The 15003-nt window shown below is 59.5% G+C and carries 9 protein-coding genes; all 9 read left to right on the top strand.

Annotated features, from left to right (window positions below; genetic code table 11):
* Nucleotides 1–28: 28 nt before the first annotated feature.
* The 9 genes from MKD49_RS12185 (at nucleotide 29) to MKD49_RS12145 (ending at nucleotide 14943) form a co-directional block, all read left to right on the top strand.
* Nucleotides 29–520 carry a type VI secretion system tube protein Hcp gene (locus MKD49_RS12185; protein WP_034330822.1) on the top strand — a complete coding sequence of 164 codons (492 nt, stop codon included), beginning with the start codon at nucleotides 29–31 and terminating at the stop codon, nucleotides 518–520.
* A 190-nt stretch (nucleotides 521–710) separates the two neighbouring features.
* Entirely contained in the window at nucleotides 711–1199 is a 489-nt protein-coding gene (tssE, locus tag MKD49_RS12180; RefSeq protein WP_134223451.1) for a type VI secretion system baseplate subunit TssE, read from the top strand.
* The gene (gene tssF / locus MKD49_RS12175) at nucleotides 1200–3044 is read left to right on the top strand and encodes a type VI secretion system baseplate subunit TssF (RefSeq protein ID WP_039783887.1); all 1845 of its coding nucleotides are present in this window, start codon (nucleotides 1200–1202) and stop codon (nucleotides 3042–3044) included. It begins immediately after the preceding gene.
* Entirely contained in the window at nucleotides 3008–4096 is a 1089-nt protein-coding gene (tssG, locus tag MKD49_RS12170; RefSeq protein ID WP_252696420.1) for a type VI secretion system baseplate subunit TssG, read from the top strand. The genes tssF and tssG overlap by 37 nt, the downstream gene beginning before the upstream one ends.
* 72 nt (nucleotides 4097–4168) lie before the next feature.
* Complete coding sequence (gene tssH, locus MKD49_RS12165; RefSeq protein WP_252696419.1) at nucleotides 4169–6844, top strand: type VI secretion system ATPase TssH; 2676 nt, start codon at nucleotides 4169–4171, stop codon at nucleotides 6842–6844.
* Nucleotides 6845–6940: 96 nt separating this feature from the next.
* Complete coding sequence (locus tag MKD49_RS12160; RefSeq protein ID WP_252696418.1) at nucleotides 6941–9811, top strand: type VI secretion system Vgr family protein; 2871 nt, start codon at nucleotides 6941–6943, stop codon at nucleotides 9809–9811.
* Nucleotides 9812–9813: 2 nt separating this feature from the next.
* Nucleotides 9814–10818: a hypothetical protein gene (locus MKD49_RS12155; RefSeq protein ID WP_252696417.1), complete on the top strand. Its 1005-nt coding sequence runs from the start codon at nucleotides 9814–9816 to the stop codon at nucleotides 10816–10818.
* Nucleotides 10808–14032 carry a T6SS effector BTH_I2691 family protein gene (locus MKD49_RS12150; protein ID WP_252696416.1) on the top strand — a complete coding sequence of 1075 codons (3225 nt, stop codon included), beginning with the start codon at nucleotides 10808–10810 and terminating at the stop codon, nucleotides 14030–14032. The genes MKD49_RS12155 and MKD49_RS12150 overlap by 11 nt, the downstream gene beginning before the upstream one ends.
* A complete protein-coding gene (locus MKD49_RS12145; protein WP_252696415.1) occupies nucleotides 14032–14943 on the top strand; it encodes a DUF6708 domain-containing protein in 912 nt (303 codons plus the stop codon). The genes MKD49_RS12150 and MKD49_RS12145 overlap by 1 nt, the downstream gene beginning before the upstream one ends.
* Nucleotides 14944–15003: the final 60 nt, after the last annotated feature.

Raw genomic sequence — 15003 nt, 5'->3', positions numbered from 1 at the left:
TTCCTCCCTCATGTTTACAGGATAAGTTATGGCAATTGACGTCTATCTGCAAATCGACGGCATCAAGGGTGAATCCACTGATGACCTGCACAAGGATTGGATCGAGTGCAAGACCGTTGACTGGGAAGTCCTGCAGCCGAAATCGGCAACCGCATCGACTGGTGGTGGCCACACCGCCGAGCGCTGCGAGCACAAGGACATCGTGTTCACCAAGGTGGCTGACCTGGCTTCGCCGCTGCTGCTGCAAAACTCTTCCTCGGGCAAGACCATCCCGAAGGCCAAGTTCGAATTCATGCGCGCCGATGGCAAGGGCGAGCGCGTCCGCTATTTCGAAATCGAACTGACCAACGTCATGATCAGCAGCGTCGCTCCCTCCATCGAGTCGGGCGAGATCCTGAACGAAGTGGTCGGCCTGAAGTACTCCACCGTCAAGTGGAAGTACACCCAGCAGAAGAAGGATGGCGGGACCGCCGGCAATACCTCGGGCGGTTGGGATCTGTCGACCAACAAGGTCATCTGAGGCAACCTTGCACTGAACGGATGAGCTGTCGGCAAAAGAACAGCCATTCATGAAGCGTATGACGTCCGCCGGTCTTCCGGCGGACTTCCGCTTTCAACACCGTGTGATTCACTATCAAGATCGTTGATTGGTCGGCCAGGCCAGTCGATTCACCCACCCGATAATTCGATCACCAGACGGGGGAAAGCATATGAAAGGCTTCGCGCCCAGCCTGTTTGACAAGCTGATGAATGATGGACCGCGTTCCTCCTTCAGCCCTGTCGTCAGCCGCCTTTCCATAGAAGAACTCAAGGATGCCGTCGCACGCGATCTGGAAGCGATGCTCAACACGCGCTCCGTCGTGCCCGAGGAATTGCTGCAGCAATATCCCGAATGCAGCACCTCCATCATCGCCTATGGTCTCAATGATTTTGCCGGGATGAGCCTGGCCAGCCTGGATGACCGCACTGCCATCTGCCATTCCCTGGAAGAAGCCATCTCCCGGCACGAGCCACGATTGCGCAACGTCAAGGCCACGCTGGAGATCCAGGAAGGTTCGATCAACCGCCTCAATTTCGCCATCAGTGCCTTGCTCGTGGTCAATGCGGCGCGCGAGACCGTCAATTTTGACGCCGTCCTGCAGCCGTCCACCCTGCAATATTCGATCAGCAAGTCGCGAACCACGCGCATAGGAGTCTAAGTGCAAGAGCTGCTTCCCTATTACGAGCGCGAGCTGAGCTTCCTGCGGCGCTATTCCCGCGAGTTCTCCGAGCGCTATCCCAAGATCGCAGGCAGCCTGTTGATGGCCGGCGAGATCTGTGAGGATCCACATATCGAGCGCATGATCCAGTCCTATGCGCTGCTCAACGCGCGGGTCTCCAAGCGGCTTGATGACGACTACCCCGAATTCACCGAGGCCTTGTTCGAGGTCCTCTATCCGCATTACCTGCGACCTTTCCCCTCCTGCTCGATCGCGCGCATGGACTCTGCAGCCTCGGCTGCGCAGCTGACCAACGCCACCGTCATCCCGCGCGGGACGGCGCTATCCACGCGGCCGGTGAAGGGCGTGATCTGCCGGTTCCAGAGCGCTTACGATGTGCCGGTCGCGCCCATCCGGTTAGCGCAAGCGGTCTTTTCTCCCATCATCGATGCGCCCGAGGCAGTGGTATTGCCGACTTCGGTGACATCCTCCCTGTCCATCACCATCGAGACCACCACCGAGCAGGTGACCTTGTCCAAGCTGGGCCTGGCCTCGCTGCGCGTCTTCATCGATGGCGAGGCCTCGTTCTGCGCCGCCCTGCGTGACAGCCTCTTCATGCGCAGCACGGCTGCCTGGGTCGAGCTGCCGCGCAGCGGCCGCTGGACCGGGCTGCGCAAGGTTCCGCTGGCCGAGGTGGGGTTCGCTGAAGAGGACGCGCTGATCGACTTCCCGTCGCAATCGCATCCTGCTTATCGCCTGCTGACCGAGTATTTTGCCTTCCCCGAGAAATTCAATTTCTTCGACATCGATCTGTCGGCCATTCTCGCCGTCCTGCCGGCCGGGACCAAAAGCTTCACCTTGCACCTGGGCCTGTCCGGCTTGCGCGCCGATTCGCATATCGCCCGCCAGCTCGGCGGCGTCAGCGCGGCCAATCTGCTGCTGGGCTGCACGCCAGTCATCAACCTGTTCAGCCAGCGGGGCGATCCGATCCGCCTGACGCATGCCGGTGCCTCTTATCCGGTTCTGCCCGACGGGCGTCGTGCCTTCGGTTACGAGGTCTACTCGATTGATTCGGTCCAGCTGGTGCGCCAGACGCCGCAAGGCGAATCGATCACGCGTTTCCGCCCCTTCTATTCCCTGCGCCACGGCCAGGCACCGGAGAGTGATGGTCACTACTGGGCCATGCGCCGTGACGAATTGGTCGCCCTGAAGAGCCCCGGATATGAAACGGAGATCTCGATCGTCGATATCGATTTCGATCCGGCCAAGGTCGAGACCGATACCCTGAGCATCGAGCTGACCTGCACCAACCGCGACCTGCCTGCCTTGCTGACCTACGGCCTGCCGGGCGGAGACTTGAGCCTGGAAGGTGGCGGCGTAATCCGCACCGCCGCCTTGTTGCGCAAGCCGACGCTGCCGTCGCGCTTCGAGCGTGGGCGCGGCGCGCAATGGCGTCTGATCTCGCATCTCTCGCTGAATCACCTCTCCCTCATGCGGGGCGGGCTGGAAGCCTTCCAGGAGATGCTCACGCTTTACGACCAATCCAATTCACCCATTTCGCAACGTCAGATCAGCGCCATCGCTGCCATCGATCACAAAGCCACCACCGCATGGTTACCGGGCAATCCGTTCGCCAGCCTGGTGCGCGGCATCGAGGTCAAGCTGACTGTGGATGAAGAAGGTTTCGTCGGCAGCGGCTTGCACGCCTTTGCCGGCGTGATCGATCGCTTCATGGGTTTGTACGTCCACGCCAACAGCTTTTCGCAGTTGACCGTGATATCCAAAAGAACCGGGGAGGAACTGCTCAAATGCAGGCCACGCAGCGGAGATTTGAGCCTAGCGTGATCGAGCGGCTGTTCGCCGCTCCTCACCGCTTCCAGTTTTTCCAGGCCGTGCGCATGATCGAACTCTGGTTCAAGCGCAACGGGGTGCCGCATGAACGTGCGGTCAGTGATTTCCTGCGCTTTGCCAATCGCACCGTACTCGGTTTTCCTGCCAGCGAAATCGAGGGAATTGAGACCTATCCGCCGCGCGAAGACGAGACTGTCTCCGTCGCTGACATGGCAGAGGCACTGCGCAGCGGGCAGATGAAGTATGTGCGGCTGACGCCGACCTTCATGGGCTTCCTGGGCGGCAGCGGTTCGCTTCCTGCGCATTACACCGAGCGCATCGCCCGTCACCAGATCGAGCAGCGAGATGAAGGTCCGCGTGCTTTCCTGGATGCCTTTTCCACGCGTTCGCTCGCCCTGTTCTATCAGGCGTGGAGCAAGTACCGGCTGGCCTTTCAATACGAAGCCGGCCGCCGCGATACCTTCCTGCCGTTGCTGTTGTCCCTGTCCGGGCTCGGTTTCCGTTCATTGCGCGAGCGCCTGCAGGATATCGAGGGCAACGGTGTCCGCGACGAATCCCTGGCGCACTTCGCGGGGGCCTTCCGCCACCGTCCCGCCTCGGCACCCTACATGCAGAAGGTATTGGGCGAGTATTTCTCGGTGCCGTTGCAGATCGAGCAGTTCGTCGGCTACTGGTACAAGGTGCCGCGCGAACACCAGACCATGCTGGGTTCGACCAATTCGGCCCTCGGCACGGCCATGGCCGGCGAGCGAGTCTGGCAGCGCGACCTGCGCATGCGTCTGCGTATCGGCCCGCTGGCGATGAAGGATTTCGAGCAGTTCCTGCCAGGGAAGAAGGCCTCCCTGGCCTTGGCGCGCATGTTGGGCATGTTCACCGGATCGACGCTCGAATATGAAGTGCAGCTGGTGCTGCGTGCGCAGGATGTCCGCGGGATGGCGCTTGCGGGCACAAATGAAGGAGGACGCCTGGGTTGGGACACCTTCATCGCCACCGCGCCCGAAACAAGGGACCGTGCCGATATCCGCTACGAAATTGCCGTTCAGTGATGTGAAAGAAAACCACAAAAACCAAGATGGCCGCCAAGGCTGTCGCCACTCAAAGCAGGAAGGAAACGCAGCATGGGCATCAACCTGAAATCCCTGATCAGCAAACTCAACGAGTCCGCGCGCCTGGCCACGGAACGCGCAGCCACGCTGTGCATGTCGCGCGGCCAGTATGAAGTGGACCTGGAACACCTGTTCCTGGCCCTGCTGGAGCAGCCGCAATCCGACTTTTGCCTGATCGCGCGACGTAGCGGCATCAGTCTCGACAGTCTGCAGGCTGATCTCGAACGCGAAATCGGCACCTTCAAGAACGGCAATACCCGGACCCCGGTGCTGTCTCCTCATCTGCAAACCTTGTTCGAACATGGCTGGCTGATCGCTTCGCTGGACAGCGGTAATCCCGCCATCCGCAGCGGCCACCTGCTGCTGGCGCTGCTGACCCAGAGCGAGCTGTCGCAACTGGCCTATCGCGGTTCCAAGCTGTTTGCCAAATTCAAGGTCGACGAACTGAAGCATGACCTGCACAAACTCACCGAAGGTTCGGTGGAAGCGCCCGCGATGGCAGATGCCGGCGGCAAGCCGGGTGAAGAGGACAGCGCAGGCGGCGATCCCGTGGGCGAACTGCAGCAGCGCGCTGCCAGCAAGACCCCGGCGCTGGACCAGTACACCACCCAGCTGACCCAGCGTGCCCGTGACGGCAAGATCGACCCGGTCATCGGACGTGACGCCGAGATCCGCCAGGCGGTCGACATCCTGCTGCGCCGCCGCCAGAACAATCCCATCCTGACCGGCGAGGCCGGCGTGGGCAAGACCGCCGTGGTGGAGGGCCTGGCCCTGCGCATCGCCCAGGGCGATGTGCCGCAGCCCTTGCAAGGCGTGGAGATCCATACGCTGGACATGGGCCTGCTGCAGGCCGGTGCCAGCGTCAAGGGCGAGTTCGAGAATCGCCTCAAGAACGTGATCGACGAGGTCAAGAAAAGCCCGCATCCCATCATTCTCTTCATCGACGAGGCGCACACCATGATCGGTGCCGGTGGCCAGGCCGGACAGAACGACGCCGCCAACCTCCTCAAGCCCGCCCTGGCACGTGGCGAGTTGCGCACCATCGCCGCCACGACCTGGAGCGAATACAAGAAGTATTTTGAGAAGGATGCCGCATTGGCCCGCCGCTTCCAGGTCATCAAGGTCGAGGAGCCGACCGAGGAAGTGGCATGCGCCATGCTGCGTGCAATGGCCCCGCTCATGGAAAAGCACTTCGGCGTGCGCGTGTATGACGAAGCGATCACCGAAGCCGTGCGCCTGTCGCATCGCTACATCAGCGGCCGCCAGCTGCCGGACAAGGCCATCAGCGTGCTCGATACTGCCTGCGCCAAGGTGGCGCTGGGACAGAATGCCACGCCGGCGCTGCTGGAGGGCGTCACGCGGCGCATCGAGCGTCTGGATGTCGAAATCGGCGCACTGCAGCGCGAGAGCGCCAGCGGCTCCGAGCATCAGGCACGATTGGCCGAATTGCAGGCGCAACACGCCGCGGCCCTGGCTGAACAGGCCGATCTGCGGACCCGCTGGGAGCAGGAGCGTGGCTTGAATGAGCGCATCCAGCAGACGCGTGCCGCGCTGGAAGGCGCCAACAAGGAAGGTAGCAACAGCGGTGATGCCGATGCTGCGCGCGCCGACCTGAAGCAGTTGCTGGACGAGTTGAAGCAGCATCAGGGCGAGACCCCGATGGTGCCGGTCCAGGTGGATGGCCATGTGATAGCCGAGATCGTGGCCGGCTGGACCGGCATCCCGCTGGGCAAGATGGTCAAGGACGAGATCAAGACTGTGCTGGGCCTGGACGCCTTGCTGCGCGAGCGCGTGCTCGGGCAGCCGCAGGCGACCTCTGCTGTCGCACAGCGCGTGCGTACTTCGCGCGCCAATCTGGATGATCCGGGCAAGCCCAAGGGCGTGTTCCTGTTCGTCGGACCGTCCGGCGTCGGCAAGACCGAGACTGCGCTGGCACTGGCCGACGTGCTGTATGGCGGCGAGCGCAAGCTGATCACCATCAACATGAGCGAATACCAGGAAGCCCATACCGTCTCCGGCCTCAAGGGTTCGCCGCCGGGTTATGTCGGCTATGGCGAGGGCGGCGTACTGACGGAGGCGGTGCGGCGCAATCCGTATAGCGTGGTGCTGCTCGACGAGGTGGAGAAGGCGCACCCGGATGTGCTGGAATTGTTTTTCCAGGTTTTCGACAAGGGCGTGATGGACGATGGCGAAGGCCGCGAAATCGACTTCAAGAACACCATCATCATCCTCACCAGCAATGTCGCTTCCTCGCAGATGATGCAGGCGTGCCTGAACAAGACTGCGGAAGAGTTGCCCACCCCGGATGAGCTCGATGCGCTGATCCGGCCCCAGCTGGTCAAGGCCTTCAAGCCGGCTTTCCTGGGGCGTCTCAAGGTCATCCCGTATTACCCGATTGCCGATGAGGTGCTGGTCGAGATCATTCATCTCAAGCTGGCGCGCATCGCCAACCGGATCGCCGGCAACCACAAGGCCGAGTTCAGCTACGACAAGGCGCTGGTCGAAGCCGTGCTCGCGCGCTGCACCGAGGTTGATTCCGGCGCGCGCAATGTGGACAACATCCTCAACGGCAGCCTCTTGCCGGAGATCGCCGAAAGCGTATTGGCGCGCATGGCCGAAGGGCAGGGCATCAGCCGCATCAAGGTCTCGGCCAGCAAGAAGGGCGATTTCAAGTACACCATCCAGTAATCTTCACGAAGCGGTCAAGATCATGACGTGTTCCTCTCCACACCTTCACCCGGCAGCGCCCGCCGCTAAGTTTGTCCGATCAACGGTGGGGCAATCATGATTGCCTCGGCCATCGCCGCCCTGGCGGGGGCGTGGAATCAATCCACGCGGGTGATGCGGCTGTACATGGCCGCAGGAGCGGAGCTGGGCGCTGAGACGCTGATGGCCGAGAAATTGCAGGCCGTCGAGCAGATCAGTGCGTTCCAGGAGGAGCGCGGCGCGATGGATGGCAAGGCGGACATCGCCGGTTATCGCCTGCAGCTCTCCTGCCTCAGCCTGAACGCCGGCATTTCCCTGCGCAAGCTGCTGGGGCAGCCGGTGCTGGTTGAGCTGGATACCGATGGTGTGCCGCGCGCCTTCCATGGCCACGTCACCGACTGCCGGATGGAAGGGGCGAATGGCGGCATGGCACGTTACCTGCTGACCATCGAGCCGTGGCTGGCCTTCCTGCGGCATCGGCGCGACAGTGCAGTATTCCAGGACATGACGGTGCCGGACATCATCGAATCCGTCTTCCGTGACTACCAGGGACAAGGCAAGCTGCAGCCCGCCTGGCGACTGGACTTGCAGGATGCCTCGGTCTACCCCAGGCGCAGTCTGGCGACGCAGTACCAGGAGACCGATCTCGCTTTCGTCGAACGCCTGCTGGCCGAGGAAGGCCTGTTCTACTACATCGAGCACACCGGCGACCCGAGCAGCGCCAGCCTGGGAACGCACACTGTGGTCATCGCTGACCACAACGGCAGCTTCAAGCCCAATGCACGTGACCAGATTGCCTTCAGCCAGCCGGGAGCGGTGATGTCGCAGGACAGTATTGACCGCTGGCGCAGCGTGCGCCGCTGGCAGAGCAATGCGGTCGAGATCCTGACCTGGGACTACCGCCAGGCCGCTGTACGAGAGGCCAGCAGCATGAGCAGTACCGGTGGCGATGATGCCCACGCCAGCCAGGGCGAAACACCGGGCGGTCTGGTATTGACCCTGCGCGATGCGCCCGGCGTCTACGCCAACGAGAACCGTGCGCAGGCCGAACGCCAGGCGCGCAATCAGATGCAGGCCATCGAGGCGCGCAATGAAATCTTCACCGGCACGGGCACGGTGCGCAGTCTCAGGCCCGCGACCAGCTTTACCCTCACTGGTCACTACGACCATATCGGTGGCGCGGATGACGAGTTCGCGCTGCTGCGGGTGGTTCACCAGGCACACAACAATCTGAACGCGGATCTCACGGCGGAGGCGATGCGTCTGCTGGGCGAAGCCGCACTGGACGAGGGCGCGGCTGCGGGTAGTCTGCTCGATGCCGCCTTGCAGCCTGCGCGCGGCGTTGCACGGCCGGTTTACCGCAATCGTTTCGAGGCGATCCGCATCAAGATTCCGTATCGTCCCCTGCTGACGGATGCTGAGGGCAAGCGTCTGCATCCCAAGCCGGTGGCGAGCGGCCAGCAGACGGCCGTGGTGGTCGGCGCGCAGGGACAGGCGGTCCATACTGACCGCGATAACCGGATCCGTGTGCAATTCCATTGGCAGCGCGGCGAGCGCAGCCACAGCGGCTTGAGTTCTCCGGCACCGGAAGGTCACGTTGGCGCGCCAGCCAATGAACAATCTGGCACCTGGGTTCGGGTGCTGGCGGGTATTGCGCCGACGGCGGGCGCCAATTGGGGGGGGCAGGCGGTGCCGCGCGTGGGGCAGGAAGTCCTGATCGACTTCATCGAAGGCGACATCGACCGTCCGGTGGTCATCGGCACGCTGTACAACGGTCGCGGGCAGGACAATGCCCAGGGCAACCAGGCCGGGCAGGGTGCAGGTGCGGCCACCGGCAATGCACCGGCGTGGTTCCCTGGCGATACGGACGGGCACCAGCATGCGGCGGTGCTCTCCGGTATCAAGACACAGGCATTGGGTGCCAGCCAGAGCGGCGGTGGCGCGTACAACCAATTGGTGTTTGACGATACCCCCGGCCAGTCGCGCGCCTCGCTGCAGCAGCATGCGGATGGCCATGACGGTGCCAGCGAACTGAATCTTGGTCTGCTGCGCCAGCAGACCGACAATCAGCGCTTGGCCACCACTGGTCAGGGCTTCGAGCTGAAGACCCGCTACAGTGCGGCCGTGCGCGGCGGTCAGGGATTGCTGCTGTCGACGGAGAAGAGTTCGGGGGCGCAGCTGGATGTGCGGGGTGCGCTTTCGCAGCTGGCGGACAGCGTCGATAAGCAGAAGCAATTGGCGGAGACCGCGCAGAAGCACAATGCCAAATTCGAGGGCGAGACGGAAGCAGGCAAGTTGCCCGCGGTGGAATCGCTGGCGGAGTCGGTCGAGGTGCTCAAGGCGAGTGCCACGGCTTCATCGGGCAATGGCAGCGGTGGTGAGGGCAGCGAAGCAAGCACAACTGGCGCGACCGCCTTCAGCGCGCCGCAGTTGCAGCTCTCCAGTCCGGCCGGCATCGCGGCGGCAACACCGGCCAGCGCGATTCTGGCAGCCGGGGTGACCAGCAGCGTCACGGCGGGCAAGGACATCAACCAGATTGCCCAGGGCAATCTGCATCATCTGGCCAAGGCAGGGATCAGTCTTTTCACTTACGGCAAAGTCGGTGATGCCAGCAAGCCGGTTCAGGATGCCGGCATGGCGCTACATGCTGCATCGGGCAAGGTCAGCGTGCAGAGCCAGTCGGGCAAGACGCTCATGACGGCGGCGAAGCAGGTGACGGTGGCCAGCGTGGGGCAGGACGTGCAGATCACGGGCAAGCAGCATGTGCAGTTCAGTGCGCAGGGCGCGTGGCTGAAACTCGAGGGCGGCAACATCGAGGTGCATGGGCCGGGGGCGATGGAGTTCAGGGCTAGTGCCAAGGAGTTGACGGGACCGGCGAGCTCTGGCTCCAGTGCAAGTTTGCCGGTACCTGGACCGTTGGCTGATTGTGAGTATAAGACTGGTGCCTGACGGTGCTCGAATCCGATGAATGGTGGAAGACGAATCTCATCATGAGCCAAATACAAATTAATGAACAATTGCGTGCCGTCTTGTTTCAATTGCGCGAAGTCAATCCGGGGAGCTATGTCCACTTGCTGCTTGATGGGAATCACCCTTGCGCTGACGACGATGAATTGCATATCACGCGGCTGAAGAAACGCGATATCCCGGCAGAGGCTGTTTTGGTGCCGCGTGCCGACTTTGCTCACGACCCAGCGATTTGCCCCGCCTTGGTGACCTTGTATTCGCCTGGTGATCGCGGGTACCCAGACGACGCGCTGCTGGACTTGAGTATTGCTCATGCTTGGTATCGGCGCGATAGTATCAACGGCAGTTATGTCTGTGGATGGCTGGTCTCAGAAAGTTCTGCTCATCAAGTCGCCAAACATTTGGCTCCCGCGTGCGAGTTATTCGACCTGACGCGTGGATGCCGTCGCGTGCTGCCTTTGTTTGAGCCTCATCGTCTTTCGCTGGTTGTTGATGCGGGACGTGAGAGTTTTCTGCGGCGCTGGATTGGGCCGATCAGTCACTGGATGTGGCTCGATATGAAAGGAGAGCTCCGGAGTCTCGCTGCCAGTGATTTGGCCGATGGCGTCCCAGGCAAGGATCACCTCAGCCAGCGCCACTGGGAGGCGCAGCAGAGGGTAGCGAATGCACGAGTGGTCGCGGTGGCGATGGCGGATGCTGGTCACACGTTGCCTGTCTACCCCGAAACTACCATCGACGCATCCCTGCAGCGGGCCGCTGCGCTGGGATTGCAGCGTACAGAAGATCTGGTGTTCTTCGCGCTCAATGATTTTTCGTTTTCACCCGCTTGGACAAGCCATCCCGCTGCAGCGAATGCTATCAGGCAGGCGCTGCAAGGAGAGCGGACCTTGAGTGAACTGATGTGCAGGCTGACTGACGACACACTGGAAGAGATCGCCGCCACACGCGAGGCCGGTCCAACGTTATTTGGAGATTCTGATGGACACTGACGTCACTCAAGTTAAATCAGCCACCGGTGCAGCTAAGATGCGCGCCAATGCCGATAGCGCCCAGAAATGCGCTCTCGGCAGCAACGGTCAATGCAGTTTTTGCCAGCGTACTGGCTATCCGATTCTGCCATTACGCTATGCGGTCAAGCCGGCCTACGTCACCACATTGAACACCAATCTGCTTTCATTGCCGCAGATGGAAAAGTTCTCTGCGCAACCGCTAAAAGGAAACCGATACACCCTGCGGGTGCTACGCAAAGGGTATGTTCATGTTTATCTAGGAGTGAGAGGCCACTGGCAAACGTATGCGGTGACTGAGGACGGCTATCTGCGTTTGATGAAGAATCCGGATGATCCGGACGCAAAGGCCGATCGTCCCTTGACTGAGGCGTGCAAGCGGGACGGCCACAATATCCCCGCGAGTTTCATCAATATCCCAGAACGTTATAAAAAAGTATGGATCGGGTTTGCTGACGTTGTGTGGCGGAAAGAGGTGCGTGATGCTTTCGAGGCCAAGCCCGACACCCGTATGCAGCACGTTGATTGCACGGCTCTAGCCGCTAACCCGGCGCAGCACAAGCACGCACTTGAAGTCAGCGAAACGGCTGCCGAGCTTCACAACTTTGCGGAAGAATACGCACTAGACGATAAAGAATACAGGCTACGTCTGACCTATCCCGCTAAGGTTTGGATGGTAGAAAAGACGGTAGATCAGAACTTCATGTGGGAAAGCCTCCACGGAAACTTCCCGCGAGCTGGTCAACTTGCTGCACTCGGTAGTTACGTCAAGGCATACTCCCAGAAAACGCTCAAGCAGTTCGGTGCGGCACGGAAGACTGCAGCTGTGGTCTTGGCTGATCCGGTGGGCATCGTGCAAGAGCTTAATTCGGCTCGACTGCACTTCATTCAGTTTCGGCAGAACTACACCGACTTGGTAATGCGGCCTCTTGTGATATCTAAGTCTATCTTGGGACTGAAGGCTTACTTTGAAAAGGCTGCATTAGCTGCACGTACGGTGGAGGAGAAGAAGAAAAATCTGCCAGATGTGCAAACCGTGACAATCAACCAGCTTGATCCTGCGTTGGGGGTGGGTGGGGTTGGAACGACCTACACCACTAGCCGCAAAGAGCGTGCAGAGCAAGACGCCGCAGCCGCTTGGTCCAAGATCGCCAAACGCTATAGTGAGGCCAAACGCAGTGCATTCGACGCGCGTTACCAGGAGGCGATGAAAAAATATTCAGAGGAGATTAAGGAGCACGCACATGACTGGTCTTTATGGGCCAAGGATAGTGCATGGCTGGATCATCTTAAGGATTATCGGACTCGCTACAGTAGTGATTACGTGGCGCTGGTACAGGCATATGCGCCTGCGTTGGCCGGCGGCGCAGGCGAAGATACCTACACACAATCGGTCTGGGAGGCCTGGATCAATGCGAAGGTCGATGATCCGAATACACCCATCTGGCCAGCGTTGTTCGGTAAACGAATGGATCTCATTGCCTATCTGGTACCAGCGGATGGTGAAGTCAACAAAGGCGATAAGCTGTATGACATCAGTAAAAATCTGGTTGCTTCAGAGCAGGGCGAAGGCGTTCAAAAGAAAATTAGGGAAGTTAGCGGAGGGATCAAGCAATCGCTGACTCAGATTATGTTGGCTATTTCCGCTTCGGTCGGCCGCCTTGAATCCAAGATCAACCCTCAGGCCGCGTTGATTGCGCATCGAGCAACTCAGGCGGCGATCATACTGTACAACGATGTAGAACCCATCTTCATCAAAGTCCAGATGACGGTGCGGGAGTATCAGCGCTTGTTGTCCGATCTTGCCTTTCAAGCAGCAGGAAAGGCTCGCAAGGAGGTCGGATCGCTAGTGCTGGCGGGCTTGATGAGTATCAATAACGCCAGAGTACGTGATACCTTGGTCGAGGTCACGCTCTGGACTTTCGAGAAGGCGGCTACCATTAATGCCATGCTGGAGAAAGTAAAGAAGGAAGGGACGACCGCTGTTAACAATGTGATTCGGTCAGTGGTGATATCTAGCGTGATTATCAGCCAAACTGCCACTCGTGAGCTCGGTGGGCTGGGGCGCCGAGTGGACATGAGCCTCTCTCAGGCCAGCGAGTTTACGCGCAGTCTAATGAGTAAAGGGCTGCGAGTTGGTAGCCAGTTGCAAGAGCCATTACTGGCGGGCGGCGCGGTAGTCTTCCAGGCCTGGGCATTCAAGGGGGCCCTAAAGGAGGTGAAGGAAAAGCTCGGAGCAGATGGTGATGAGGCACAGTTGTCGTTAATCTCCGCCGGTATCGGGGTACTCGCGGCAACTACGGAGACGGCCGGGACAGTGTTTAAGATCGTAGGGAAGGATATGCTTGGCCGACGCCTCTTCGTTGCCGCAGGTTTGATGGGGGCGATATCGGGGATCGTGGACGCGATTCAGTCCTTTTCCTCTTCCCAGCGAGCAGGAAAGCATGGCGATAAGACCGCTAGCGATTTCTATTTGGTGGCATCGATGATGTTTGTTGGTTCTGCAGTGGCCAGTGGTACTGCAGCGGTCATAGGGAGCAGTACGCTCTTTGGCCCCATAGGTGTTGCGTTGGTCCTTGTGGGTTTGGGAATCGCTGCAACATGGTATGCGATGAACTCCGAATCCACCCAGGCCGAGATGTGGGCTGACCGCTGCTATTTCGGAGAGAACAGAAATCAGAAGGGGCTCTGGACCGATGCTCAGATGATCGAGGAAATGGCCGAACTCAACGCCATTATTGCGGGTCTGCGGATAGAAATGGGTACACGCAGTATGGTCAATCGGCTCAGCGGCGCGCTGGACTTTGACGGTCATCTCTCTGACAATGTGCGCCTGAAAATCAGCTTTGGCATGTTCGACCAAGAGAATTCAGCCTACGAGTGGGAGTGGTATGCGAAGCATAAGAAATATGGAAATGTGCGGCTCTACCGAGATAAATACGGTAATCCACCATGGCCCTTGACTGCCAACGCTACCAAGCCTTTGAAGCAATCTGATATATCTTGGCCCACCGTCGACCCCTATGTACGGACATATACTTTTGATGAAAAGGGCAATGTGGCCGTTGCAATTGAGCGCGCATTTGCTTCCATTGATTCACGCGAGTTTTCGGAAATCAGCTTGAAGGTCAATTATTGGCCCGATAGCAGCGACATGTCGTGTCTGACGGGTACGGTAGTCAACGAGGAGCTTTAATGGCCAGGGGTACGTCGCGTTTTAATCCACCCAATTCCCTCTGGTATGAGGACCTCCCGGCCCGAGCGGCGCTGGCTGAGGAAGAAGTTGCCGTCATGGCTCTGCAAGAGGATGTGATCGGTGTCGATCAAAGTAAACTTGAGATCTCTCGTGCATCTTCCATCTTGCGTGGTGGCTTCATTTTCATCGGAATGGCGGTCTTGCTGATACTGTGCTGGTTCGCGCCACATGTCTTCACGTCTATCTTCACGCCTCCCAGATCTGTATTGGTGATAACGATCTTGACGATTCAGAACCTCGCCCTCGCCGGCTACAGCCTGTTCCTGATCTGGCTGGACTGTCGAATTCCACGTGATCTTCCTGTACGTTTTGACCGTCGTGCTGGAAAGATTCACGTACAGGATTTCAGCCTCAGTCTCAATCCTTTCGCACACCGAAAACTTCTGCTGAAGACTTTCGACTGGACGGACATCGAGGCCGAGTTGACCAAACAGGCCGGATTCAACGGCAAGGTCTATATGGTGAGATACGCCTTGGTGTTGGTAGTTTGCCGACCAGGAACCACGGAGGTGCTTGAGCGGATCACCCTCAGAGGCAACGACATTGCAACCCAAGGCTTGCAGTCTATCTGGTCCTATGTGCGAAGGTACATGGAGCAAGGCCCATCCAATCTGCCGACGCTACATGTGCGTGAGCGGCGGATTTCCTTGTTGAATAGCCTGTTCTTCTACATGCCCTATCTCGCTCCGGGAGAAGAAGGGCGGTTCTATCGTAGTCGTATGGGCGCGGTAGAGTTGATTCTTGCGTTTCTGATGATCTGGTTCTTCTGGATTTGGCTGCCGTTAGGGCTGTGCTACTACGTTGCAATGAGGTGTGCTCCAGAGCCAAGTTGGCCGGAACGCTTGGATTGATGGGGCCGTTGGAAAAAATTGAGCCATCGTTCTTTGGACAACTGAGGTTCAGTAGATACC

It is taken from the genome of Herbaspirillum sp. WGmk3 (assembly GCF_023952535.1).
Classification (GTDB): domain Bacteria; phylum Pseudomonadota; class Gammaproteobacteria; order Burkholderiales; family Burkholderiaceae_D; genus Herbaspirillum; species Herbaspirillum huttiense.
Note: the sequence above shows the minus strand (reverse complement) of the source record. Positions and strands in the feature narration are given on the sequence as shown.